General features: G+C 43.1%; 27 protein-coding genes, 2 tRNA genes and 1 pseudogene. 19 read left to right on the top strand and 11 right to left on the bottom strand.

Annotated features, from left to right (window positions below):
* Genes G3RUM_RS02555 through G3RUM_RS02545 form a run of 3 tightly spaced genes read right to left on the bottom strand, consistent with a single transcriptional unit; the run spans position 1 to position 2,313 of the window.
* A complete protein-coding gene (locus G3RUM_RS02555; protein ID WP_129735094.1) occupies positions 1-717 on the bottom strand; it encodes an amino acid ABC transporter ATP-binding protein in 717 nt (238 codons plus the stop codon).
* 17 nt (positions 718-734) lie between these two features.
* On the bottom strand, positions 735-1,433 hold the full coding sequence (locus G3RUM_RS02550; protein ID WP_129735078.1) for an amino acid ABC transporter permease: 699 nt from the start codon (positions 1,431-1,433) through the stop codon (positions 735-737).
* A 1-nt stretch (position 1,434) separates the two neighbouring features.
* Positions 1,435-2,313 carry a transporter substrate-binding domain-containing protein gene (locus G3RUM_RS02545; RefSeq protein WP_129735076.1) on the bottom strand — a complete coding sequence of 293 codons (879 nt, stop codon included), beginning with the start codon at positions 2,311-2,313 and terminating at the stop codon, positions 1,435-1,437.
* Between the two features lie 101 nt (positions 2,314-2,414).
* Between G3RUM_RS02545 and G3RUM_RS02540 the strand changes: the two genes are divergently transcribed.
* Positions 2,415-2,705 carry a hypothetical protein gene (locus tag G3RUM_RS02540; protein ID WP_206660901.1) on the top strand — a complete coding sequence of 97 codons (291 nt, stop codon included), beginning with the start codon at positions 2,415-2,417 and terminating at the stop codon, positions 2,703-2,705.
* 105 nt (positions 2,706-2,810) lie between these two features.
* Here G3RUM_RS02540 and G3RUM_RS02535 read toward each other — a convergent pair.
* Positions 2,811-2,886 (bottom strand) — tRNA-Arg (locus tag G3RUM_RS02535).
* Positions 2,887-2,911: 25 nt separating this feature from the next.
* Between G3RUM_RS02535 and G3RUM_RS02530 the strand changes: the two genes are divergently transcribed.
* A complete protein-coding gene (locus G3RUM_RS02530; protein WP_129735072.1) occupies positions 2,912-3,931 on the top strand; it encodes a SurA N-terminal domain-containing protein in 1,020 nt (339 codons plus the stop codon).
* Positions 3,932-4,156: 225 nt separating this feature from the next.
* The gene (locus G3RUM_RS02525; protein ID WP_129735070.1) at positions 4,157-4,984 is read left to right on the top strand and encodes a GNAT family N-acetyltransferase; all 828 of its coding nucleotides are present in this window, start codon (positions 4,157-4,159) and stop codon (positions 4,982-4,984) included.
* Between the two features lie 41 nt (positions 4,985-5,025).
* Here the strand turns inward: G3RUM_RS02525 and G3RUM_RS02520 are convergent, their stop codons facing one another.
* Positions 5,026-5,364: an ASCH domain-containing protein gene (locus G3RUM_RS02520; RefSeq protein WP_129735068.1), complete on the bottom strand. Its 339-nt coding sequence runs from the start codon at positions 5,362-5,364 to the stop codon at positions 5,026-5,028.
* 79 nt (positions 5,365-5,443) lie between these two features.
* A tRNA-Gly gene (locus G3RUM_RS02515) sits at positions 5,444-5,518 on the bottom strand.
* A 49-nt stretch (positions 5,519-5,567) separates the two neighbouring features.
* Here G3RUM_RS02515 and argS point away from each other — a divergent pair.
* The 3 genes from argS to G3RUM_RS02500 are packed head-to-tail and all read left to right on the top strand — an operon-like array spanning position 5,568 to position 7,989.
* Complete coding sequence (gene argS / locus G3RUM_RS02510; RefSeq protein ID WP_129735066.1) at positions 5,568-7,202, top strand: arginine--tRNA ligase; 1,635 nt, start codon at positions 5,568-5,570, stop codon at positions 7,200-7,202.
* Positions 7,202-7,726 carry an oligoribonuclease gene (gene orn, locus G3RUM_RS02505; RefSeq protein ID WP_129735064.1) on the top strand — a complete coding sequence of 175 codons (525 nt, stop codon included), beginning with the start codon at positions 7,202-7,204 and terminating at the stop codon, positions 7,724-7,726. The genes argS and orn overlap by 1 nt, the downstream gene beginning before the upstream one ends.
* Positions 7,702-7,989: a hypothetical protein gene (locus G3RUM_RS02500; RefSeq protein WP_129735062.1), complete on the top strand. Its 288-nt coding sequence runs from the start codon at positions 7,702-7,704 to the stop codon at positions 7,987-7,989. The genes orn and G3RUM_RS02500 overlap by 25 nt, the downstream gene beginning before the upstream one ends.
* A 13-nt stretch (positions 7,990-8,002) precedes the next feature.
* Here the strand turns inward: G3RUM_RS02500 and mscL are convergent, their stop codons facing one another.
* Both mscL and G3RUM_RS02490 read right to left on the bottom strand, forming a co-directional pair.
* Positions 8,003-8,404, bottom strand: coding sequence for a large conductance mechanosensitive channel protein MscL (gene mscL, locus G3RUM_RS02495; protein WP_129735060.1), 402 nt, complete (start codon positions 8,402-8,404; stop codon positions 8,003-8,005).
* 18 nt (positions 8,405-8,422) lie between these two features.
* A complete protein-coding gene (locus G3RUM_RS02490; protein ID WP_129735058.1) occupies positions 8,423-9,037 on the bottom strand; it encodes a hypothetical protein in 615 nt (204 codons plus the stop codon).
* 18 nt (positions 9,038-9,055) lie between these two features.
* Between G3RUM_RS02490 and dnaG the strand changes: the two genes are divergently transcribed.
* The 6 genes from dnaG to G3RUM_RS02460 all read left to right on the top strand — a co-directional run bounded on the left by dnaG (position 9,056) and on the right by G3RUM_RS02460 (position 14,658).
* Positions 9,056-10,687, top strand: coding sequence for a DNA primase (gene dnaG / locus G3RUM_RS02485; RefSeq protein ID WP_129735056.1), 1,632 nt, complete (start codon positions 9,056-9,058; stop codon positions 10,685-10,687).
* A 64-nt stretch (positions 10,688-10,751) separates the two neighbouring features.
* Complete coding sequence (rpoD, locus tag G3RUM_RS02480) at positions 10,752-11,726, top strand: RNA polymerase sigma factor RpoD (RefSeq protein ID WP_129735054.1); 975 nt, start codon at positions 10,752-10,754, stop codon at positions 11,724-11,726.
* A 7-nt stretch (positions 11,727-11,733) separates the two neighbouring features.
* Positions 11,734-12,099 (top strand): hypothetical protein, encoded by a 366-nt coding sequence (locus G3RUM_RS02475; protein WP_129735052.1) that lies wholly within the window; start codon positions 11,734-11,736, stop codon positions 12,097-12,099.
* A 7-nt stretch (positions 12,100-12,106) separates the two neighbouring features.
* Positions 12,107-13,015, top strand: a complete 909-nt coding sequence (locus G3RUM_RS02470) for a diacylglycerol kinase family protein (RefSeq protein ID WP_164998343.1) — start codon at positions 12,107-12,109, stop codon at positions 13,013-13,015.
* Positions 13,016-13,025: 10 nt separating this feature from the next.
* The gene (locus G3RUM_RS02465) at positions 13,026-13,823 is read left to right on the top strand and encodes a zeta toxin family protein (RefSeq protein ID WP_129735049.1); all 798 of its coding nucleotides are present in this window, start codon (positions 13,026-13,028) and stop codon (positions 13,821-13,823) included.
* Between the two features lie 151 nt (positions 13,824-13,974).
* The gene (locus tag G3RUM_RS02460) at positions 13,975-14,658 is read left to right on the top strand and encodes a hypothetical protein (protein WP_129735047.1); all 684 of its coding nucleotides are present in this window, start codon (positions 13,975-13,977) and stop codon (positions 14,656-14,658) included.
* Between the two features lie 45 nt (positions 14,659-14,703).
* Here G3RUM_RS02460 and G3RUM_RS02455 read toward each other — a convergent pair whose 3' ends face one another.
* Complete coding sequence (locus tag G3RUM_RS02455; RefSeq protein WP_129735045.1) at positions 14,704-15,516, bottom strand: phosphotransferase family protein; 813 nt, start codon at positions 15,514-15,516, stop codon at positions 14,704-14,706.
* Positions 15,517-15,551: 35 nt separating this feature from the next.
* On the opposite strand from G3RUM_RS02455, the gene G3RUM_RS02450 reads away from it, so the two are divergent.
* From G3RUM_RS02450 to G3RUM_RS02435, 4 genes are read left to right on the top strand one after another with little or no spacing between them, the layout of a single operon-like run.
* Positions 15,552-16,118, top strand: a complete 567-nt coding sequence (locus tag G3RUM_RS02450; protein ID WP_129735043.1) for an AAA family ATPase — start codon at positions 15,552-15,554, stop codon at positions 16,116-16,118.
* 47 nt (positions 16,119-16,165) lie between these two features.
* Positions 16,166-16,555, top strand: coding sequence for a hypothetical protein (locus G3RUM_RS02445; protein ID WP_206660900.1), 390 nt, complete (start codon positions 16,166-16,168; stop codon positions 16,553-16,555).
* Positions 16,555-18,996 carry a DNA polymerase I gene (locus G3RUM_RS02440; RefSeq protein ID WP_164998341.1) on the top strand — a complete coding sequence of 814 codons (2,442 nt, stop codon included), beginning with the start codon at positions 16,555-16,557 and terminating at the stop codon, positions 18,994-18,996. The genes G3RUM_RS02445 and G3RUM_RS02440 overlap by 1 nt, the downstream gene beginning before the upstream one ends.
* A 55-nt stretch (positions 18,997-19,051) precedes the next feature.
* On the top strand, positions 19,052-20,032 hold the full coding sequence (locus tag G3RUM_RS02435; protein ID WP_164998340.1) for a virulence RhuM family protein/type II toxin-antitoxin system death-on-curing family toxin: 981 nt from the start codon (positions 19,052-19,054) through the stop codon (positions 20,030-20,032).
* On the opposite strand, the pseudogene nrdD reads toward G3RUM_RS02435, so the two are convergent.
* Positions 20,029-20,217: pseudogene (gene nrdD / locus G3RUM_RS03915) on the bottom strand (anaerobic ribonucleoside-triphosphate reductase); the annotation flags it as partial. The gene G3RUM_RS02435 and the pseudogene nrdD sit on opposite strands and share 4 nt — an antisense overlap.
* Positions 20,218-20,636: 419 nt before the next feature.
* Here nrdD and mutM point away from each other — a divergent pair.
* Both mutM and G3RUM_RS02420 read left to right on the top strand, forming a co-directional pair.
* Positions 20,637-21,572 (top strand): bifunctional DNA-formamidopyrimidine glycosylase/DNA-(apurinic or apyrimidinic site) lyase, encoded by a 936-nt coding sequence (mutM, locus tag G3RUM_RS02425; protein WP_129735035.1) that lies wholly within the window; start codon positions 20,637-20,639, stop codon positions 21,570-21,572.
* Positions 21,565-22,173 (top strand): DNA polymerase III subunit delta, encoded by a 609-nt coding sequence (locus G3RUM_RS02420; protein ID WP_129735033.1) that lies wholly within the window; start codon positions 21,565-21,567, stop codon positions 22,171-22,173. The genes mutM and G3RUM_RS02420 overlap by 8 nt, the downstream gene beginning before the upstream one ends.
* Here G3RUM_RS02420 and rpsT read toward each other — a convergent pair.
* A complete protein-coding gene (rpsT, locus tag G3RUM_RS02415; RefSeq protein WP_129735031.1) occupies positions 22,118-22,513 on the bottom strand; it encodes a 30S ribosomal protein S20 in 396 nt (131 codons plus the stop codon). The genes G3RUM_RS02420 and rpsT overlap by 56 nt on opposite strands.
* A 135-nt stretch (positions 22,514-22,648) precedes the next feature.
* Here rpsT and G3RUM_RS02410 point away from each other — a divergent pair, with 135 nt between their 5' ends.
* Positions 22,649-24,526: a DHH family phosphoesterase gene (locus tag G3RUM_RS02410; RefSeq protein ID WP_129735029.1), complete on the top strand. Its 1,878-nt coding sequence runs from the start codon at positions 22,649-22,651 to the stop codon at positions 24,524-24,526.
* The last annotated feature ends 225 nt before the right edge of the window (positions 24,527-24,751 follow it).

The raw sequence follows: 24,751 nt of genomic DNA, 5'->3' as shown, positions 1-24,751 counted from the left end.
CTATAACACCTTTTCTAAAAACTCCCGCACTCTGGGAGTTTTTGGCTGCTCAAAAAACTCTCGCGGCTTGCCCTCTTCAATGATTTTTCCTTGGTCTAAGAATATCACGCGTGTCGCAATTTCTTTTGCAAAATTCATCTCGTGTGTCACTATCATAATTGTCATCCCAGCTTCTGCTACTTCACGGATTAGTGATAGCACATCACCAATCGATTCTGGGTCCAATGCTGATGTTGGCTCATCGAATAACAGCACCTTTGGGCTCATCATCATTGCACGAATTATTGCAACTCGCTGTTTTTGCCCGCCCGATAAACTAGCAGGGAAGGCATCGGCTTTGCTCAAAAGACCAATGTGCTTTAACAGGCCGCGCGCCCTTTTTTCTGCAGTCTCTTCGTCCATCAATTTTAACTTTACCGGTGCCAAAATCAAGTTTTGCATTACCGTTAAGTTGTTTATCAAGTTAAAATGCTGAAACACCATGCCAATATTTTGACGCATCTTCTGAATATTTTTGTCGGTAATCAAAGTATCGCCAAAATATATTTCACCAGACGTTGGTTCTTCCATCCGATTGATACAGCGCAAAAACGTAGATTTCCCCGAACCAGACGCGCCCAGTATCACCACCTTCTCGCCCTTATTCAACTCAAAATCTATTCCACGCAGCACTTTATTTTTACCAAACTCTTTCTTCAGATTTTTTATCCGGATGATTTTTTCTTCCATATCTCTTATCCTCTCGAATCACTTTTTCTTAAATGTTTCTCAATCCGTTTAATAATAAATGTAATCAGATATACTACCGCCAAATAGAACAACGCCGCCGTAAACATCGGCACAATATAGCTCGCCATATTTTGTCCCGACCCGATGTCTTTTGCTGCCATGTTAAGATCATATAACCCGACCATGCTTACGATTGCAGTTTCTTTTATTACTGTGATAATCTCATTGCCTAGCGCCGGAATAATATTTTTGATAGCCTGTGGCGCTACAATTTTCCGAAACACGGTAAAACGCGATAGCCCCAACGCTAATCCAGCTTCTGTTTGTCCGCTATCCACTGATTGTATGCCGCTACGTATCACCTCTGCCACATATGCCGCCGAATTAAAACCAAATGCCAAAACTGCTATAATAACCTGCGGAAATCCTCTAATCGCAAAAATCACAAAGAACATGATAAATAGTTGTAATGCCATCGGAGTTCCTCGGATAATCGTGGTATACACTTTGCAGATGAATTTCGGCAAAATCATCCACTTAGATTTTTTTGCCGTATCTATTAGCGCAATAATCGTTCCAAGCAGTAGCCCAATGATAATTGCAAAAAACGATATTTGCATAGTTAGCACGAAACCATGCAGTAAAGATTCTATATATTCTGGTGTCGTAAATAGCTCTACTACTTTATTGAAAAAATCATCCATGTTACTTCTCTTCGGTTAACCCCATATATTTTAATATTAGTTTGTCGATCTCGCTTTTGCCGTCCTCGTCCGGTTCTAGCATTTCTACTAGAACCTCGTTAAAGGTGTCAAGAAGTTCGGGCTGTTGTTTGTTTACTGCTATAGCATAAGACTCTTCCGCCGGGTAATCTTCTTCTATCGTTGCTCCTTGATAATATAAAGGCAAAGCAGCTAATTTTGGATTTTTTTCTACAATAAACTGTGCAGCTAGTTCGTCCGCGATTGCGTAATCTATGATATGCGCACCTATTGCATCTGCTGCTAGCTGGTGCGAATCAAATCCCTTAACCACCGTGCCAGTGTCCTTCAGCACACCCTCTCCTACCTCATCAGACATAAACAGGTAACCTGTGCCACCCATTTGTGAACCAAGCGTTTTGCCGGCCAAAGCTTCCCACACAATATGATCTCCTCGAGTTTCCGGAGGATTTTCCTTGTTGAAAATTACATATTGTACTGAATCATAGTAGGGAATACTGAAATTTACTTTCTCTGCTCGTGCCGGCGTAATAGTAAGCCCAGCTGCTCCAGCATCCGCAATCACTCCGTTTGCTACGTTATCTATGATCAAGTCAAACTCTACGTTTTTGATCTCAATTCTTGCCTTTAATTTTTCGGCCACACGTTCAATAATTTCTATATCTACTCCCACAATTTTGCGATTGTCATAATACTCAAACGGTGCAAAGAATGCATTAGTCTCTACGACATAATCAAATGTTTCGATACTTTGTGCAAAAAAGTACGTGCTAACCCCCAGTATAATCAAAGACAAAACAATCATTCCGTTACGCAACGAAAAAACCTTTCGCCACTTGCTACGTCTTGACCTCCTAACCATAAACTTATTATACCGCAAAATTCTTAAGATTGGGGCAAAACGCGAAGTATTATATAATGTCAGATAAGCTAGTTAATATTTATAGCTAAGTACTTTAGGAGGTGTTGTTATTGATTATAAACGCAGAAAGGGTATCGGAGAAACTTCATGAAGAGTGCAGCAAAGGTAGGTACACCGGCGTTACTATCAAGTTCCGCAAAAGCGGCACCACTAACAAATTCTTCGACTACACCGAACCCCTCGATGTTGTATCATTGTCTTCAGACGAATGGCACGAAGTCATCGATAGGGGCGAAAAACACTGTGCCAGAGAGCACAAAACCGATATTGACAGAGTAGAAGCCATAGTCTTAACCCCGGCTCAAGGAATACCTATCAATATCATCATCTAGCGGAGGCCACTTCGGCCTCCTTTTTCACTTCAAACAAAAAATGGTGACTTCGGTGCGAGTCGCACCGCTAGGTTCGACGAGCTGCTACAGGACCTGAACAAAAAATGGTGACTTCGGTGCGAGTCGAACGCACAACCTTCTCCTTAGGACGGAGCCGCTCTATCCATTGAGCTACGAAGCCAACACAAATATGCTATAATTATACCATGAAACTACCTTTCAAGAAAGAAGAGAAGAAAACCGAGAAAGAAAAGGTTGAAGAGCGTCGCGAAGAGGTTCTCGCCGCTGGTCGCAAATTCAAATACCCTCTCCAATGGACTCGTCATCGTATCGTTATTAATACCATCCTTATTGCACTAGTAGTATTTGCCATGATTTTCATAGGTGGGTGGCTAGCGTTGTATCGTATAGGTATGACGGACCAACTTTTGTTCAACATCACTAAAGTTCTGCCCGTCCCGGTCGCTTCGGTAGATGGTGAAAATGTTCGCTTTTCGGACTACTTGATGTTTTATCGTAGTAGTATGACTTCTATCGAGCGTCAATCTGGCAGTCAATTCGATGAGGAGTCTATTAAAGACCTCCAGCTTGAATACAAACGCTCTGCCTTATCTGAAGCCGAAAAATATACCTATGCGATTAAACTTGCCAAGGAACTAGGCGTTACCGTGTCAAACGAAGAAGTTGCCACCGAATTTGACCGCCATCTTAAAATCGGCGGTATAGACCGCAGTGAAGAAGGCTTCATCAAGATTATCGAGGATAATTTCGGCCTTAGCAAGAGTGAATATGAGCGTATGCTTTATCTCACACTCCTCAGGGTCAAAGTAGAAATGGAAATCGACAGCAAGGCCAATAAAATCGCCGACCAAGTCCAAAGCATTTTAACCTCAAACGACAACGACTATCAAAACGCTGCCGAACAATTGGGAGACAAAATTATATACGAAGAAACCGACGGCTTGGTAGATAGCAAAAATATTGACGGTGGCCGTGCTTCTGAAGCCATGAAGCTAGAGCCGGGCCAAAGCAGCGGCCGCTTTGTGTCTATGAGCGGTGATGGCTACTACTTTGTAAAACTTATCAAGAAGACTGATTCCGAAGTAGATTTCGCGTCCATCAAAATTCCATTTACTGAGTTTGCGGAACAATTTGCCGCCCTCGAAGAAGAAGGAAAAATTACGGAGTATATTGACATCTCTGGCCCAGAAGACGCCACGGAATAAAAACAAAACTAAGGCCTGCTTAAGAGCAAAACAAAAACGCCTCCGAAGAGGTAGTTTATACTCACTGGTGCACGATTCTGTATAGAGTTCGTACTCTATTATTATACCATAGTTAATCCTATCATATCTCACGATAGGTTAAACCCTTGTATTTTTACCAATTTTATGATATAATAACAAAGATAGCGTAAACATCTATAGAACATTGAAAGGAGTTGATTAACGATGGCGAAAAAACACGTCTGGAGAGTCAAAAAAGAATACTTCCGTCAACTCAAAAACGGGAGCAAGAGTCTTGAAATCCGAGTAGGATACTCACAAATCAAGAAAGTAAAGCAGGGAGATACCATTGCTTTCGAGAACTACGGTCCAAACGAGTTCGACGTATTGCGTGTTAGTGTTTACGACAGCTTCAAGAGAATGCTTGAAGTAGAGGGGGTAGACAAAGCACTTCCAGGTATGACCTTCGATGGGGCACTCAGGACGCTTCGTGACATCTATCCGAGAGATAAAGAATCCCTTGGCGTTTATGTCTTTGAATTGAGGTTCAAAACGAATAACACTAAGAAGCCCACGCTTGAGTTTCTGAAGGCCTCTGACTTATTGAAAGCGGAACGCAATAAAACTTTCTCAAAAATGATTGCAGAGAGCTACATGATTACGGATTGGATTTGTGAAGACTATCCGTCGCATTGCAACCACTTCTACAGTAAGTATGTGCCCGGCATCTTTGACGGTAAGCGTGAAGTGATTTCTTGTTATACTGATGGCAAAATCGCTGCAACTGCTTTTCTCAAAAAAGATGAAACGGAACTCAAAATCAGCACGCTCTTCGTAAAACCGGAGTATCAGAAACGAGGTATTGCTACCGCTTTAGTTGAAAGATGTTTTGAATGGCTCGGCACAACCAAACCGCTCATCACTATCGCCGACTATAAACTCGACCAATTCTCGGGAATTATCAAAAAATATGGCTGGGAAGAAACTCAAGTTCTTGATGCTGGCTATTACAATGACCATTCCAGAGAGCACGCCTTCAACGGAACCATCTAATCAGCAAAAAGACGCCCTGTTAGGAGCGTCTTTTTCATTAGCTAAAGCAACTTCAGTCTAATACCAAGCACTCCAAACTCAGCTTGCTTTTCTGGAGTATAAAATTCCGACAATACACCAAGTAATTCTTGCTTCGTCATAGATTCGTCGGCAAGTACTGAAATATCAAAATCTTCAAACAAATCATTAAATGTATTATAACGAAGAAGTCCAATAACCTCTGCTTTAAATTTTTCATCTTCTGATTTAGCGAATTCAATAATATCACCAAGCTGAATTTGTTGACGTTTTTCATCAAAGAGACGGAGCTCAATTCGTTTTGTGCCATCTTTAATAAAATCAAAGTATTTTGGCTGTAAGTTCATTTCATGCGTTTTCATACTATGATTATACCATATAGCAGGAACAATTCTTACAGAACAGATGGAAAACGCCTCCGAAGAGGCAGTTTATACTCACTGGTGCGGGTACAGGGAGTCGGACCCTGATCTCATCCTTGGGAAGGATACATAATAGCCGCTATACGATACCCGCTAACTTCCCCTATTATACCATATCCCTATAAATATGGTATAATAATTTCATGCAAGAAATTCAGGCTCAGCTAAAAAATGCTATCAAAAATCTCTATGATTTCAATTTTGAGCCCGATTTTTCGCCTTCACCAGATAATATTAATGCTGATTATTCTTCTAACGCCCCACTTAAACTCGCCAAAGAGCTGCATAAGTCTCCTATGGAGATCGCAAATGAGCTAGCAACCAACCTTCAAGATGCTACTGCCTCGAACCCAGGCTTCTTAAATTTTAATTTGTCAGACGAATATTTGGCTGAGCAGATTGACAATCTTAGCACAAATTTCAGGGAGAATATATCATCAAACGAATATTCTGGTAAAACTGTGATTTGTGAATTTAGCGACCCCAATCCTTTTAAAGTGCTACATGTCGGTCATCTTTACACATCTATCGTTGGCGATTCTATTAGCCGGCTATTTGAATATGCTGGCGCCAAGGTGATTCGCGCTAATTTCGGTGGCGATGTGGGCCTTCACGTTGCTAAAACCCTCTACATTCTAGAACAAAAATCCCCGGCAGATTTCACCATTGAAGACATCGCTAAGTGTTACGTCGAAGGTACTGCTGTTTACGAAGACAACGTAGAGGCTCACGTCAAAATCACCGAGTTGAATAAAAAAATTTATCAAATCAATCAAGAAAACGACCATAGCACCAAGCTAGCCAAACTCTACTGGAAAGGCAGGGAATTATCCTACGATTATTTCAAAGATTTTTACGCTCACATTGGTGTAAACTTTGATAAATTTTACCCCGAATCCACCGTGGCAGATCTCGGCCTGGAGAAAGTCAAAGCAGAGCTAGAGAAAGGTGTCTACGAAATCTCAGACGGCGCCGTAATCTTTAATGGCGAAAAGTTTGGCCTCCATACTCGCGTCTTTATCAACAAAGAGGGCGTCCCCACCTACGAGACTAAGGATGTCGGCCTCATTTTTACTAAGTGGCAAGATTATCATTTTGATAAATCCGTTGTCATCACTGGCAGCGAGCAGTCAGACTATATGAAGGTAGTACTAAAATCTGTCGAGCAATATGCCCCAGAACTGGTAGACAAAACCACCCATCTCACTCATGGCCTAGTTAAGCTACCCGGCAACATTAAGATGTCTTCCCGAAAGGGTAACTTCTTAAAGGCTGTCGACGTGCTAGATATGGTCAAAGACGAACTGAACGCCGAATACCATTCTGCCGACGAAACTATTTCTCTTGCCGCCACCAAATACGCTTTTCTTAAGTATAAAATGGGCGGCCATATTGTCTTTGACCCCAAAGAATCCGTCAAAATGACTGGCAATTCCGGCCCGTATCTACTATATTCAGCAGTGCGCGCCAAAAAGATTTTGCAGAAGAGTGGTAGCAAAACTGCAAAAGCGGCATCCTATGATGAATACGAGAAAAATCTTGCTAAAAAGATCTTAGAGTATCGTGACACTCTGAAAACCGCCGTTACCGAAATGGCACCACACAAAGTTGCGAGCTACTTGTACGAACTCGCTCAAGAATTCTCGCGTTTCTACGAACACTGCCCTGTGGCCGGCAGCGATAGGGAAGCCGAACGCACCACACTTGTTAAAGTCTACCTAGATGTTATGGCCCACGGTCTAAATATTCTAGGTATCAACATCCCGGAGGAAATGTAATGAAAAAAGCCAAACTACTATGGGTAGATTTAGAAATGACTGGCCTAGAACCAGCCAAAGACAAGATCCTAGAAGTTGCCGCCATTGCCACAGACATGCAACTCAATGAAATCGCCAAATACGAAGCCATAGTAAAAGTCGATGAAAAACTTATAAAATCCCGCATGGTGGGCGATTTCTGGGAAAAAAATAGCCAAACTCGCGACGCCCTCATTGCACAAAACGCAAACGGCAAACCAGTAAAAGAAGTAGAAAAAGAACTGCTAGATTTTATCGACCAAAACTTTGGCAAAACCATTTACCTAGCCGGTAATTCCATCCATCAAGACCGCAAATTCATAGAACGTGAAATGCCCGAGCTAGATAAAAAATTGCACTACCGCATGCTAGACGTTTCCGCTTGGAAAATTTATTTCGAAAATGCCCTGAATAAAAAGTTTACCAAGCCGGAAAATCACCGTGCTCTGGACGATATTAATGGTAGCATAGAGGAGCTCAAATGGTATTTGACATTTCTAAAATAAGCGGCATTGGTGAATTTACCGTTCAAAAAGAAAAAGACCGAGAACTTTATCTCAAAAATGGCCGCACTTTTCTCGTTTTGCATCGCAACACAATAGAAATCCGCTGCGATCAAAAGCTCAGCAATTTGCTAAAAGAAAAATACGAATCTGCCATGGAATCCCGCTATTTTGGTCGCGGTGGGCTAGAGATCGTTCTTGCCGGCCAACTTTCCAGCATCGAACTTGCCGACCTGGTCCGCCTTAGTTATAACCTTACTGCTTAGCCACCGAGAATAATTATTTCTTTGCAGCCTTGGCTTCTTTTGCTGCTTTTCTCGCATCTATCCTGCGATTCATCCGGTTCATAGCCTTAATCACCATAAAGATCACCCAAGCGATTACCAAAAATTGCACTACATTTTGAATAAAATTACCATAAGCAATCACCGCTTCGTCGCCAGTTCCGAAAAAATTCGGTACACGAATCGCCAGATTGGTAAAATCTACGCCGCCAATCAATAAACCTACCACGGGCATCACTATATCATTAACTAGGGAATTGACAATCGCTGTGAATGCTCCCCCAACTGCCACACCTACCGCCAAGTCTATCATGGAGCCACGGTTGATGAATTCGATAAACTCTTCTTTTAGCCCTTGTTTTTCTTTAATTTTTGCCGCTTCTTCAGATTTTGCCATTATTTTTTTTACCTTTCTTTAATTAGTTTCCGAAAAATCGTTAAACTTACTATACAAGTTATCCAAGCTGTTATAAGAAGTTGTCAAAGCTTGCTTCAGTGTTTCGTTCCCGGCTGATCTAATCAATTGCGCCTCGCGCGTAGTAATCAGGGAGATCTCGTATGCCATCTTGTGCGCGTAAATGCGGTCCAGCACTCCGTTGATTTTTGCCTCAAACAGCTCAGACTTCAAGCCATCCTTTGACGTGGTCTCTTCCTCCACGATGTTTTTGTCTACGTCTTTAGCCTTAAAATTATATTTTTCGGCAGCGTAGTTAGTCAAATCTTTACTAGTATTGGACAAGACGCCATTTAGTGATGCGCTGTATGAACGTAAATCAGAAGACTTTACATTGGACTGATACTCACCTATTACCTCTGTGGTGTTGTCAATATGCAAAATCAGAGCAAAGAGCTTTTCTTTGTCGCTAGTTTTACCACCACCCAAAATCGCTCCTATGATAAGAATAAACACAAGAGCTGCGGCCCCAATTACGCCCGCCCAGAAGAATTTCGAAGCAAAAATCCCACTTTTCGGTTTTTTTGCCGGGCGATTGACTGCAGAAATCTGGTTAAGATACTCTTGCCTATCCATATGCTATAATTATACCATATGCAAGACGCGAAGGAGGAAATAAAATCCCGACTAGCGGTGGAAGATGTGGTGGGGCAGTATGTGGAGCTAAAACGATCTGGCCGTAATTTGAAAGGCCGCTCTCCTTGGGGTGTAGACAAAACCCCCAGTTTTATGGTCTCGCCTGAAAAAGGCATTTGGCATGATTTCTCCGCCAACAAGGGTGGCGATATTTTTACTTTTATTATGGAAGTAGAAGGAGTCGGTTTTCGCGAAGCTTTAGAAAAGTTAGCCGGTCAGGCTGGAGTTGACCTCACCAAATATCGTGGTGGTGACCCTCAAGTCTCCCGTAAAAAATCTCGTGCACGTGAGGCCTTAGCACTTGCCACAAAATATTACCAGGTCTGTTTGACTCGTAGTAAAAATGTCTGCGAATACGTTTTTTATCAGCGCAATCTCAACCGAGGCACCGTCAAAGAATTCAAAATCGGTTATGCGCCACCAAGCGGCAAAGCTTTGTTGGAAGTACTCAAAAAACGCGGTTTTACGGAAGAAGAATTAGATGCAGCAGGTTTACTCAACCGTTTTAAATCAGATATGTTTCGCGACCGTATGATGGTGCCGTTTATCGACACTACCGGCAACGTCATTGGTTTTACTGCGCGCATCCTCGGCAAAGGCGAGCCAAAATACCTCAATACTCCCGATACTTTACTTTTTAATAAGTCTCGTTTCATCTTTGGTTTGTATCAGGCTAAAGAGTCTATTCGCCGCAATGGTTTTGTAGTGATAGTAGAAGGGAATATGGATGTTATATCCTCTCACCAAGCCGGCGTCAAAGAAGCCGTAGCCACAAGTGGTACCGCCATGACCGAACAACATATAAAAGCGCTTTCTAATCTCACTTCGGATATCCGACTCGCTTATGATGGTGACGCTGCCGGCGTTAAGGCTACCGAGCGCGCCATTATGCTAGCCGGTGATTTAGGCATTGATCTTACTGTAATTTCTGATTACCATGGCGCCAAAGATCCGGACGAACTTATCCAAAAAGATCCGGCACTCTGGCAAGCTGCCGTACAAAAAAGTGTCCCCGCCGTAGAATGGCTACTTAAGAAATATGAAGAGAGCGTAGATTTAAGTTCCGCTCCTGGCAAGCGTAAATATTCTGACGTTGCATTAAAACTACTAGATTATATCAAAGACGAGGTAGAACGTGCTAGCTACGAAGAAAAAGTCGCCAAGAAATTGGACATTGACGTGTCAATTTTGCGCGAAAAGGGTGAAAGATTGAATAAAAAATTAGAACAATCTAAGAGACACCTTAAAAAACCTAAGACCGAAGTTAAAAACGACACCATTAGAAAATTAGAGAACAATCTTTTGGCACTTAAAATCTTTGGCGGTGTTAGCAAAACTCAAATTCCGCTCGAAATCCCCGAGGACGAAACCCGACTCGCCGAGCTTGAACTAATTTTTAACTCAGAACACCAACTTTCCGATAATACTGATTACGAACGTGAAGCCAAAGAACTACTAATCCGTTACAATGCCATGACCAAAAAGCAGAGAATCAAAGAACTCAGCGAACAGCTAGAAAATTTATCCGAAGACAATGAAGAATATGATAAGGTATTGCGAGAGATAAGAGATTTACAACAATCAAAATAACTATTTTGATTGTCTGATATCCCTATGCTTGCCAAAACTCCTAAATTAGATTATACTAAACCTAATGAGCTCTAAAAAAGACAATATTTTGAATGCAAAAGACTTAACAATAGACTTAGACGAACCAGAGACGGGCGATCTCGAAAATGAGGAAGAACTCTCTGATGAAGAATTAGCTATCACCGCTGAAAACGTCGATGCTTTTGCTGACGATTCCGTGCGTCTCTATCTGCGCGAAATCGGCAAAATACCTTTACTTACTCCAGAAGAAGAAGCCGAACTTGCCCAACGCATTGTCAAAGGTGACAAAAAAGCCAAAGACAAAATGGTTGAATCGAACATGCGTTTGGTCGTATCCATTGCTAAGCGTTACGGTGGCCGCGGCCTAGATTTTCTTGACCTCATTCAAGAAGGGAACACTGGTTTGCTCCGCGCTGTTGAAAAGTTCGATCCGGACAAAGGCTTCAAATTCTCCACCTACGCTACTTGGTGGGTACGTCAGGCCATCACTCGTGCTATTGCCGACCAGGCTCGTACCATTCGTATCCCCGTTCACATGGTTGAAACTATCAATAAAGTGCTCAGAACTACTCGCAAACTTACTTCTGAACTCAACCGTGAGCCCACCAACGAAGAAATCGCTAAGGCCCTAGACATGGAGCCAGACAAGATCGACTATGTCATGCGTATTAAACAAGACATTGCTTCTCTTGATGCTTCCGTTGGTCGCGAGGGCGACGACGAGGATTCCGTTCTTGGCGACTTTGTCGAAGACGAGGAACGCGCTTCTCCCGAAGATTCTGCTGCCAACCAAATTTTAAAAGAACAACTTTCCGAAATTATCGCAACATTAACGGATAGGGAACAAAAAATCATCCGTTTACGTTTTGGTATTGGTGGTGGTCGTCCGCACACTTTAGAGGAGGTTGGTAATGAGTTTGATGTCACCCGTGAGCGTATTCGTCAAATTGAAGCTAAGGCCCTTTCCAAATTACGCAAAAATAAAGACACCAAAAAATTACACGAATATTTAAGGTAGGAGGTATATGAAAAAAATCTTATCAATCATTGCGGCACTTGTCCTGGGAGTTTCTGTTGTTGCTAGCACGCCAGTAATGGCAGAAGATTCGAAGGCTAGCGTCTCAATATTGGAAAGTTGCGCTACTGACAACGGTAAAGGCAGTAGTATTTTTTGCGTTCTCAACTTCGTTGTCGACATCATGACTATTGGTATTGGTATTCTTGGTGTTATTGGTATCACTATCGTTGGCATTCAGTATCTCACTGCTGGCGGCAGTGAAGAGAAAACTCGCAAGGCCAAGCGCCGCATGTTTGAAATCGTTATCGGTTTGGTCGCTTACGTATTGATTTATGCTGCCCTCAAGTGGCTGCTCCCAACTTTCGGAGGCTAATTCCCACATGCAACGTCTTATCATCGTTTATAATCCTCGTTCATCACGCTTTATTGATGTGGAGAAAGAGATTCTTACTCCAGCTAAAAATCTCAAGGGCTACATTATCGGTAAGTACAAAGTCGAAAACACTGACGTCGACCAAAATGCCGATAAATTTGCCAAAATTATCAAAGACGGCGACTTAGTAGTTTCCGCTGGCGGTGATGCTACTGGAATTATCGCTTCTAACGGCATCATCAAATCCGGTAAAGACGCCACCCTTGCCGTGTTGCCCTACGGTAATTTTAACGATCTTTCTCGTACTCTCGGAACTAAGACTCTTGCCGATGTGTTAAGTTCAGAATCTACTGTTAAAAAGCTCTATCCTCTGGAAATTATCGTGGATGGTAAATTCTTCCGCTATGCTACTTGTTACGTTACCATCGGTATGACCGCTGAAGCTTGCGAACTTTTCGACGAGCCTAAGTTCCGCAAGTCCATGCAAAAAGGGCACAAAAGCTCTTGGCGCTCGTATTTAGCTCTCGCTAAGTGGTATTTCAAAAATCGTCATAAAAAAGTTTTTATTCCCGAATTTACTCTAAATGGCAAGAAAACCGCTAAGGGAATCAGCGACTACTGTGCTTTAAGTGGCAAATCTATGTGTCGCGTGATGAAAGGCGGCGATGATTACCTAAAACCCAAAGTTTTCCGTAGTGAGAATTGCCGCCTTACTAACCTCTGGCGCTTAACCAAGTTGATGGTCGCCGCCATTTTCACCCGCACTCCTGGCACGCCTACTACTGACGACATTCTGGAGTTTACCAACCCCGCCACCGTAGAGCTCCAAGCCGAAGGTGAGTATAGAACTTTCAAAGACATCAAGAGTATTGAGATTAAAAAGGGTGAGAAATATATCAAAGTAATTCATAAATAAGGGAATTACCATGCAACAAAACTCAGAACTTGCCAAAGTCATTGAATATATGAAGTCTCACTGGCCTAGTCAAGTCAAGCCAGAGTGGCAAGTTAGTTTAGACGAATATCCAGCTATCCTAAAAAAAGCAGTGGATGATTTTACCTTATCTGCCACCAAGAATCACCACCTCATCCGCATCGCAGGGCTTTCTGGCTCCGGAAAGACAACACAAATCTTGCCAGCCGTAGAGGCATATTGCAAAAAAAATAATTTTGAACCTATCCTCATTGCTGCTCGTTGTTTTGTGGAGTATCACCCACATTATCGGGAAATTAAAGAGTTTTATGGCGATTCTAATCTTCGTAAAATGACTGACGAATTTGCCACCATCATGCTTTTCCTCACTTTAGCCGAACTAATCAAAAATAATTACGATATTACACTAGACGTAACTCTCTTGGACCCAAAAATCGAGGCAATTTTGCTAAAAATGCTCAAAGGATCAAACTATGAGATGTTGTTCTTAATGATCGCTGTTTCTCCTGTTATTACTGCGCACTTTCTTTCTAATCGTGCTTGGCGCCACAGCAAAGCTACTGAACAGGAATTTGCTCGTGCCACTTCGTATGCCCTTGATTTTTACGCCAAAAACGCACCAGATGTGCGAATTATTTTGTGGAGCGTATATGACAAACCCCCTATCTACGACGGCCCAATTAAAAATTGTATAGATATTTTTACTGAGTACTCCGCTCGCGAAGATCTTCCTGCTACGGATGACGATATTCGCCGCGACGCCAAAATTGCCTATCTCACTAATAAATAATTATGCTATAATTTCTATAGCTAAACGTTCACAATTCATTTTTGAAACTTAAAGGTAGGAAGCGGCCATATACGCAACTGAGCCTTTAAGTCCGGTTGTGAACGTTTAGCGACTAAGTATATGGTCGCTTTTTTGCGACAGAAAGGGAAAAATGCAAAAACAATATTTAACAGAAGAGAACTATCAGAGGGTCAACAAAAAGTTTAAAACTATTTCGTTGTCCGTTTTTATCGTTGGGTTGCTTATTGGCTTAGGCTTAATCATCCTTGGCATTATTAAAACCAACGAAGCCGGCCAAATTAATGCCGAAAGGGAAGCTGCTGCTACCACAGAAGTGCAAGCTAAAGTTGCTGCCGCCGAGCAGAGGCTAGGTGAAGTTGAATCCGAGCTTGTCTCTTTGCAACAGCAATATGATGTCAAAGAAACCGAATGTGACTCTATGGACATGGGGGATTCAGATTGGTTTGCTAAGCGTAACCAATGCCAAAGGGAAGCCAGCAACTTACAAAGTCAAATTATGGACCTAGAAAGCGAAGCATTTCAATTGGAACACGCCAACTACACAGTATATTATGATAAGGAAATGCCAGAGCAATATATCCCACTTTATGCATTTGGCGGTTTTTTTATCCTAGCTAGTGCCGGCATAGCATTGGCTATTTGGCTTATCACTAAGCGACGCGCACTCTTGGCCTATCACGCACAATCCGTTATGCCAGTTGCCAAGGAAGGGATAGATGAGATGACCCCGACCGTAGCAAATTCCGCTGGCAACATTGCTGGTTCCGTCGCTGAGGGCATCGCCCGCGGCATTAAAAACGGTAAAAAAGATTAGCCGAACTGACTTTAGCTAAAAATACCCCCAAACGAGGGGGTATTTTTATAACTGGTTCAAATTAATCTCAGGAAAATTAGCGCGAATGTGCTCGGCATAGCCATTATCGATATTCTTCCAGGCCTTTCGCATCCTTTGGATTTCGTTCTGATTATCAAAATATTTTAAAAACTCTTTTTCAAACTCTTCCGGTGCTGGGCGTGACACCATTCGCGCGACATCCATATTTGAGTTACCCGTTCCCGCAAAGCAAAAATCTATCACGCCTATCACTTTGTCATTCTTGTCTAGCAAAATATTACCTAGGTTCAAATCTCCATGTACTAAGTTTCGCATTTCAGTTTCTTTAATATATTTATGGTCGGCATCTATGTGCTTATCATAATGTTCGTAATCTAGCTCGTGTAAAAAATCACTTAAAGGATACTTCACTTTTTCTGGCGCGTCACGCAAATCTATGCCAGAAAGCTCCTTAATAAACTTTGCTACGTCATACGCCGCGCCAGTTAACGCCGTGTGTGAAAGATGGTAAATCCTATCACCCAACGTATACCCTTCGATTTTTTGATGAACCGAATACGGCCGCTTTTTTTCGTCGTAATGTAAAGCCATTTGCGGTGTATAAAAACTAGTCTTACCATCTACAAAATTACAGACTGCTGCGTCTTTCACGATCATTTTTGACCAAAACGGATTGCGAGGAAACCTAAAAAAGTACGCACCATCATCAGTAGTAACTTCTATTACGATATTCGTCCACCCGGTCAAAATATGTTCAGTCTTCTCAATTTTTTTCTCAGGAAAAGTCTGTGCGATAATCTTATCTAACGGGTCTTTGGTAGTAAAAAAATTCGCCATACCCTATTATAGCATAGATATGCTATACTTATTGTATGGAGAACGTAAAAATCCTAGCTGTTGTCGGTATGAGCGGCAGCGGCAAGTCTGTCGTCGTAGACCACTTGACCAGCAAAGGTTATCCAAAAGTCTATTTCGGAGGTATGATCTACAAAGAAATGGAAAAACGGGGAATTGCTCGCACTGAAGACGGCGAAAGCGAAAAAGAATTCCGCGAGATGATCCGTGATACCGAAGGTAAGGATTGGGTTGTACGTCAAGTTATAGCAGAAGCCAAAGACCTCATCGCCGCCGGCCAAAAACGCATTGTGCTAGATGGGGTTTATTCATGGACTGAATATAAAACCTTAAAGCATGAATTTCCTAGGAATCTCACTTTTCTCGCTGTGGTAGTAGACAAAAAAATACGTTACAAGCGCGTGGCTAACCGTCCCGGTCGTGCCTTCGACGCCGCCGCTATCCGTGAGCGTGACCGCTCTGAGATTGAAAACCTAGAAAAAGGTGGCCCGATTGCTGCGGCAGACTACTATATCCTTAATAATGGCACTATAGAAGAAACAACCACAAACCTAGACAAGATCTTAAAGGAGATTGAATTTTGAGTGGCTCCGCTGAGCTAACCTCTATTGCTTACAAAAAAGGCAATTGGATGCGCTATACTCTATGGGGCACCGCAGCTGTGTGTATTGCAATACTACTTTCCACTTTTTTAAGCATGATGAACAGCGAAATCTCTGCTGTCATACCAGTGGGATATAAATTTTCCGTCACAGATAATTACATCGAAGGGAGCAATGTCCGTACTACATATTACGTGTATGATGATAGTATCTTTGTTGAAGATGAAAGTTTCGAAAAAAACACAGTTAATCGCACCGTTCTAGTCTATGACGGGATCAGTACCGCTTCGCTTAATCTTAATCCAGAAGACACCACGGATATTTGTGAGCTTGGTTCATGTCACCAAGTCCCCAAGATTCTCCCAGTAATCAAACAATTAATTGCTCGCCGACCAGGCCGCGAGTATATAGGATTATAATGAAACGCTTAGTGCTTATTGATGGTAAATCTGTTTTCTATCGTGGTTACTATGCCATGGGCCCTTTAAGCCTCTCGGATGGCACCCCTACTGGCGGCATTTACGGCTTTGCCGCTATTGCTATGGAGATTGTCAAAAAGTTGAACCCTACCAAAGTTATAGTGGCCTGGGACTCGAAAACTTCTGTTAGCCGTCGCCGTGCAATCTATCCAGAATATAAAGCTGGGCGTACCAAACCTGGTGATGACTTTTATGCTCAAATCCCACTTCTCGAAGAGTTGATTTCTAATCTCGGTTGGACTTTCGTAGAAATTGACGACTACGAAGCCGACGATATCATCGGCACGTTAAGCCGACAGGCAGACGAGACTCTAGATTCTTCCGGCAAGTGTGAATACGAAACTTACATCATTTCCTCCGATCTCGATATGCTTCAAATTGTTGACGACAACACCTATATGTGGCGTATTCTCAAAGGTTTTTCCAATATCGAACAAATCAACGTTGCTGAAGTAGAGGAAAAATACGGCATTAAAAAATCCCAATTTTTGGATCTAAAATCTCTAAAAGGCGACTCTTCTGATAATATTCCAGGTGTACCCGGTATCGGCGAAAAAACTGCTGCCAAATTATTGAATGAATACAACGACTTGGATAATATCTACAATAATTTAGACAAAATCACCGGCTCTGTCCATGATAAACTTAAGGCAGGGAAAGAATCTGCTTACATGTCGCGGGATTTAGCCAAGATTATGTTTGACGCACCGGTCTCTCTGGCCAAAATTCCTGACTTTCGTTTCGATCGCGACCAAGTCATCGCCGGTTTAAAGAAATTAGAATTCAACTCATTAATTCGAAAGATACAAAAACTTGATAGTATATCACGGAAAACTCAAGTTGGGGTTCAAAAGACCGTGTCCCGCGAGTCTCACGAGGCAAGCGAAGTGAGCGAAGCCCATAACGATGGGCCTGAGCAAACGAGGTCGAATGAGCCCCAAATGAGTTTTCCGATAGACGAGAAAGATATTATTATTGGTTGGGACATTAAGTCTATCATGCACAGCAACGACAAAATCGTCGCTGAAATTTTATCCGGCAAGCCTTTCTGGGACTTATCTCAAGCTGCTTTTCTCCTCAATCCACTATCTCGTGAACAACCCACCCTATCTATCCCAGAAGAAGAATACCAAAAGCAAAAAGCCGAACTAGAAAAATATCCTAGGCTATATAATATATACACCGATTTTGACCTCCCGCTTATCCCAGTTCTTTACAAAATGGAACAAAAGGGCATGCTGATAGATCGAACCTATTTCAGCAATCTCAGAGCAGAATATTCCGCTGAAGTCGACAGAATCGAACATGAAATTTTCGCTCTTGCTGGCAAAGAATTTAACCTCAACTCACCTTATCAACTGGGTGAAATTCTATTCGTTAATCTCCAGTTGCCAGTCAAAGGTATCAAAAAAACCGCCCGTGGTTATTCCACTGGTGCCAAAGAGCTTGAAAAACTTAAAGATTTTCACCCAATTATTGCCAAAATTATCGAATATCGCGAAGCGGCCAAACTGCTTTCTACTTACATTATTCCCATGCCAGATTTAGCTGACGCTAGCGACCGCATCCATACTACTTTCACCCAGAACGTTACTGCCACCGGTCGTTTATCTTCCCAAAACCCAAATTTGCAAAATATCCCGGTTCGTACAGAGGAAGGCAAGCGTATTCGCACTGGCTTTATCGCGCCAGCCGGCAAAGTATTGGTTTCCGCCGATTATTCTCAATTCGAATTGCGCCTCGCCGCCATTTTAGCTGGCGACCAGGCGCTAATTAGTGACTTTAACTCCGGTATTGATATCCATACCAAAACTGCATCCGAAGCCTTTAATGTACCATTCGATCAGGTCACCAAAAATCAGCGGCGAGCTGCTAAGGTAATTAACTTTGGCGTACTCTACGGCATGAGTGTTAAGGGGTTGGCCGATGCCGCCAAGATGTCTATCGCTGATGCCAAGCAATTCATCAACAACTATTTTGAACTTCGGGCTCCCATCAAACGCAAACTTGAGAGTATTTTGAAACAAGCTCGCGAACAGGGTTACGTCGAAACTTTTTATGGTCGCCGTCGTCCTACACCGGATGTCAAATCTGCTAACTTTCTTGTCCGTCAAGCAGCTGAACGTGCTGCTCAAAATATGCCGATTCAGGGCACCGAAGCCGATCTCATGAAGCGCGCTATGATCAACGTCGACCGCGCTCTTCCGGCTGGTGCCGAACTCGTAATGCAAGTACACGACTCACTTATTGTAGAGTGCGACGAAAACATATCTAAAGACGTAGCCAAAATCCTCAAGCACGAAATGGAATCTGTCGCACCCGAGTTGGCCATCAAGCTCGCCGTCGATGTCACTACCGGTCACAATTGGGGCGAATTATAAACTGAACTTGCACAAAAAACGTGCAAGTTCAAATCAAATATGCTATAGTGTAAATATGAATAACATCGAGTTATACAAAATTAAAAAAGGTGACATTATTTTTAATGTCGATAAGGAGCAAGAGACCATCTGGGCGGCCATCGATCAAATTGCGAATCTATTTGATGTTACCAGGCGTAGTATTGAGATCCATCTCAAAAACGTTTACAATGACCAAGAGCTCGATGAAACTCGAACTGCGAAAGAAATTTTCGCAGTTCGCAAAGAAGGGAACCGCGAAGTTCGCCGTAAAATTAAGGTATACAATCTCGACGCCATCATTTCTGTTGGCTATCGGGTCAATTCTAAAAAGGCCACCGATTTCCGTATTTGGGCCACCAAGGTCTTGCATAATTACGTGGTAAACGGCGTTGCTATCAATCAGCCTCGCCTTAAGGAGCTAGATGCCAAAAAACTCCACGAGATCGAGGGCGCTCTCGGCATTGTCAAACGTCTAGTCTCTACTGCCGAGTTATCGGCCGGCGAAGCGGGAGGCATCCTAGAGGTTATCACTAAATACGCCCCTAGTTTTAAGGCTTTACAAGAATTTGATGAGGGCTACATCTCCTTCGGGAAGGGGAAGAAGGCGACCAAAACCCTAACCCCAGCTGAGTGTAATAGTATTATAACACAACTAAAAGCAAATGTCAATGGAAACAGCCTCTTTGGTAAACCTCGTGGCAACGCCTTTGATTCTAGTCTTGGCGCCATCTCGCAAACTTTTAATGATAAAGACGTCTATCCGTCTATTGCCGAAAAAGCCGCTAACCTCCTTTATCTTATCATCAAAGACCACCCCTTTTACGACGGCAACAAACGCATCGGCGCGCTACTTTTTGTAGTTTTTCTTACCATTAACGACTACCATCTTACTAAAAACGGCGAAACCAAAATCAGCGACCGTGCTCTCACCGCTTTGGCGCTTCTGATCGCCGAATCCCACCCATCAGAAAAGGGCCTTCTGGTGGCCCTCATCTGTAAGTTGCTCGAAAATTAACGTGTCGCGTAGGCGATATTATGTTCCATGGCTTGGGTCTCTAGTGCCACCAGCCGCTCGGCGTCGTCAATCGCAGAATTAACCGAATGTTTTACACGGGCCTTTTCTTCGGCTTTTTTGGCATCGTTCCAACGATCCAAAGTCCCCACAAGATACCCAGTAATGCGGCGAAGTCTTTCAAACTTACCCTCATCAAAGTATTCTGCGTGTGCGTCGAAATATTCTTTTGCCGCATCTTCGTCAGCTTTTTCGCTGATTAATTTCACTCCAACCTCTACCAAGCAGGACGCGTGCATTGTTTCGTATTGGTCAAACTCTGCCAAAGCTTCTTTAGCTTCTTTCTCTGAAATTTTCGCATACTTGTTTAGCGACTTCAAAAACCTCTTCATGTCAAAATTTTCGATGTCGTTAGGGTTGCGATAAACAATTTTCTTCATGATTTTTCCTTTTTATGGCGTTACCACCACTTATTGTTTTTAGTATTACCGTTATGTTTTTCATTATAAACCCCACATATAGTGTGAGTCAAGTACTTTTTTACGCTAAATGTGGTGTTTTCCACAATTTTATTAAAATATGCTAAAATACAGGGAAAGGAGCAAGAATGCCAGAACTGCCAGAAGTGGAAACTATCCGTCGTGGTCTCAAAGAGTTTATTTTAGAAAAGAAAATCACTAAAATCGAAGTTTTTTGCGATAAATCTTTCCATGGCCAACCAAAACTAGCGGAGAATCAAACCATCAAAAGTATTCGCCGCTTCGGCAAAGCGTTGGTTCTGGACTTAGACAATAACCATTCGTTAATGATTCACTTGCGCATGACTGGCCAGCTTATCTATGATGGCGATCGGCCCATTTCTAGCGCTGGTCCTGCACCAAAGCGTTACGCTGCCGGGCATCCCAGCGAAAACTTCCTAGCCGAGCTTCCTAATAAGCAAACTCGCGTAGTTCTCAAGTTCTCAAACGGCACTCTTTATTTCAACGATCAACGTAAATTTGGTTTCATTAAAGTTCTCCCCGCTACAGAGGTAGAAAAAGATTCTTTCATTCAAAAACTTGCCAAAGAGCCTTGGGCTATGACCTCAGACGAACTTTACGACAAACTCCAAAGACACAAGAATTCACTCATCAAAGCCACCATTTTGGACCAATCTATCATTTGTGGACTTGGTAATATTTATGCTGATGAGTCACTTTTTGCTGCTAAAATCCATCCTAAGCGACGTTCCGGGACGATTACTAGGGAAGAAGCCGAAAAACTGCTTCAAGCTGCTCGTGAAGTTATGACTAAATCTATTGAATCTGGTGGTTCTACCATGGCTACCTACGTCAAAGCGGACGGCACCAAAGGCGATTATCTAGAAAAATTTGCTCAAGTTTTTCATAAAGAAGGCCAACCTTGCCCAAGGTGCAATACCGAAATCATCAAAATTCGTGTGGCGGGCCGAGGCACTCATCTTTGCCCGCACTGTCAAACCGCACCTGCGAATACGGTAACTAGCACACCACGAAATTCCGACAAGAAGGCCAAAAATGATTAAGCTCTTCTATGGTGACGATCGTGTTCGTGCCCAACAGGAAATTACTAAGTTTCTCGGCACTACAGACTACGAGATTATTGAAGGAGCCGACCTCACCCCGGCAGATCTCCCCAGTATTTTTCTCGGTAACTCACTTTTTGCAGATAGTCGCGCTATTCTTATTCGTGATTTTACTGCCAATAAGCCAGTTTGCGAAAAACTTTCGGACTATTTGAACACCCCCCACAAGGTCGCAATCTTGGAGCTTAAGCTAGACAAGCGCTCAGCCACCTATAAAACTCTTAAAGGTCAAATTGAATTCCAAGAATTCACCCTCCCCAAAAATCCTAACCTTGGTTTGGTCTTTGATATTTACCGTACTGCTAAGCATGATGGCGCCAAGGCCGTCCAGATGCTAGAAAAAATCCAAGCCGAAGAAGACCCAATTATGTTTTGTGGTCTCATGATTTCGCAAGCCCTGAAAGACTTTAAGCAAAAACAGGGGATCAAAGAAAAGAGAGCCCTGCGTGAACTCTCTAAACTCGATCTAGATCTTAAATCTACTTCTATTCAGCCTTGGCTTTTGGTGCAGTCTTTTTTGTTGCGGCTTTCTTCGCTTTAGTCTCAACCTTTTCGGCAGTCTTCTTCACGGTCTTTGCTGCCTTTGCGGTAGTCTTGGCAGCTTCCTTTTTTACCTCAGCGGCCTTCTTCTCCAACTTCAAGCCTGCGTCCTTCGCAATCTTGTGTAGTTTAGCTTTGCGACGAGCAGCGGTGTTTTTCTTCATCAAATCTTTTTTCACGGCCTTATCGTACTCAGATTGTGCCTTAGCGAGAGTCTCTAGAGTTGGGCTAGCCTTAAAAGCCTTCAGCGCGGCTTTAATTGCTTTTTTGATTTCTACGTTATGCTCGGTACGCTTTTCCGCCTGCCGGGCAGCCTTCTTGGCAGATTTAATAATCGGCATTTTCTTCCTATTTAGATTAAAAATTAATGACTTTTGCCTATTATAACTCTTTTATCTCAAAAAGTAAAGAGTAAATCCCTGAACAAGCCTTTAAAACGACTTGCGGTTTTTTTGAGCTTATGCTAACATCTAAGTATGGATCAAAATTCGGCTTCTACTAATCCAGTTACACCAGTCCCTGAGGCCTCGGTTTCGGATGCGGCAGTATCAGACGCACCGATGCCTAACCCTGCGGCAGCTTTTGTCCCGCCGGCTTCAGACACCATTGTTGAGCCTACCATGCCGTCTGCTGCCGATGCGCCTGTCGATTCTGTACCAGATCCAGATATTCAGTCAGAAGTTGTCAAAAAAATTGCTGAAGCGCAGAACGTCCTAGTAGCCTTATCTAGCGACCCGTCCGTAGACGAAATGGCTGCCGCTATCGGTTTGTCTCTCTTCTTAGATAAACTTGGTAAGCGTGCCACGGCCATTTATTCCGGTTCTACGCCTAACGCTCTCGAATTTCTCAAGCCAGAAGAAACCTTCGAGCCAACTGCAGATACTTTGCAAGATTTCGTCATTGCTCTGAATAAAGAAAAAGCCGATCATTTACGCTACAAACTGGACGGCGAATACGTCAAAATCTTCATCACTCCATATAAAACTCGCATTGGCGAGGAAGATCTTGAATTTTCTTACGGCGATTATAATGTAGACTTGGTCTTGGCGCTTGATGTAGCTAACGGTATAGACTTGGATTCTGCTCTGCGCGAACACGGCCGTATTATGCACGATGCTGTGATTATTAATATTACCACTGGTAATCCTGGCAAGTTTGGCGAAATTGAATGGAGCGATAAGTCAGCTAGCTCCGTGTCCGAGATGATTGCGAAATTACTATATAGTATCAATAGCAAGGCCAAGATCGAGAAAGAAGAAGCAACGGCATTCCTCACCGGTATCGTTGCCGCCACTAATCGTTTTTCCAACGCCAAAACTACTCCGAACACCATGCAGATATCGTCTCGCTTAATGCAATCCGGGGCTAATCAGCAACTTATCTCCAAAAACATCACTCCAGATGTAGACAACGAACTCTACTCGTTGCTAGGTGACAACTCTCCTAAGCGCAATACCGATCCTACTAAGCTTGACATTGAGCACGGCGACGCGGAAAACGTCGACGAAACTAAAGAAGTAGAAGCTCCTATTACCGAAGAAACCTCTACTCTCTTAGATGACCTCAAAGCCGCAGAAGCTAGCTTGGCTACCGCTGGCAGTGAGACAGTTCCAGATACCAGCAACCAACCAGTTAAATTAGATAGTAATCCGTCTGATACTTCAATCGTAGAGAGTGAGCTTAACAGTGCTCCAGCTATTGAGGCGCCAGCCCCGGTAGCTGGAGCCGAAGTTGCACCTAGCGAACCAATGCCTAATTTAGCAGAAGACATTCCGGTTCCAACTGTAGCTCCAACTCCGGAACCGAATTTGGCAGAGCCTAGCGAGCCGACGCTTCCTCCAGTATCGCCCGAAGAGCCTCAAACTCCTGGGGAAGAAGGGTTCATTGGTGATAGTGATCGCCCCGAAAAAGTTGTTCAACCACCAGCAGATATGGATCTCACCACCCCAGAAGAAGGTTCCGAAAAATACGGTAGAATGTTAGAAGACGCTATTTCTGGTTTGGGTGGCAGCATGCCCACTCCGGCCGCTATGCCTGGCGATAGTAACCCTGCTTCCATGATGGCGCCCCAAGTTGCTAGTACGCCAGAGATTAACGGCGTTCCCGAAATTAATTATATGCCTATGCCAGGCGAAGAAGTTTTGCCTCCGCCTCCAGCTCCGCCTATCGATATGTCTACCCCTGCATCCGAAGCGACCGTTGCGCCAATGGAGCCAGTAGCGCCTATCCAGCCCGCCGCTCCGCCGGTAGAGCCTACTCCTACCTCGCTCGGTTCTCAACCAGCGATGCAAGATCAAGTTTATGCCCCTCAAGCCTCCGATCCTGGCGCATTCAAAATTCCTGGAGTTTCTTAGAACCCACAATACACCCGCTAAAAGCGGGTGTATTTTTCATCCGTCCAATTTTCCTCCAAAAACCCTCTTGCTTTCTCCACCCCACTTATGCTAAAATTAAACCATAAAGGTTATACAACAATCTAGACAATAGAGAAAGGTTATAAAAAGAGAGGTTTCGTTTATGAGCGATAGCAATATCATAATAAACATAGTAGAACCTGGCAGTCCTGTTACTCCTAACAC

The organism is Candidatus Nanosyncoccus alces, assembly GCF_004138395.1.
Taxonomy (GTDB): Bacteria; Patescibacteriota; Saccharimonadia; order Saccharimonadales; family Saccharimonadaceae; genus Nanosyncoccus; species Nanosyncoccus alces.
The sequence above is the reverse complement of the archived record's forward strand: the minus strand, read 5'-3'. Positions and strand labels throughout refer to the sequence as shown.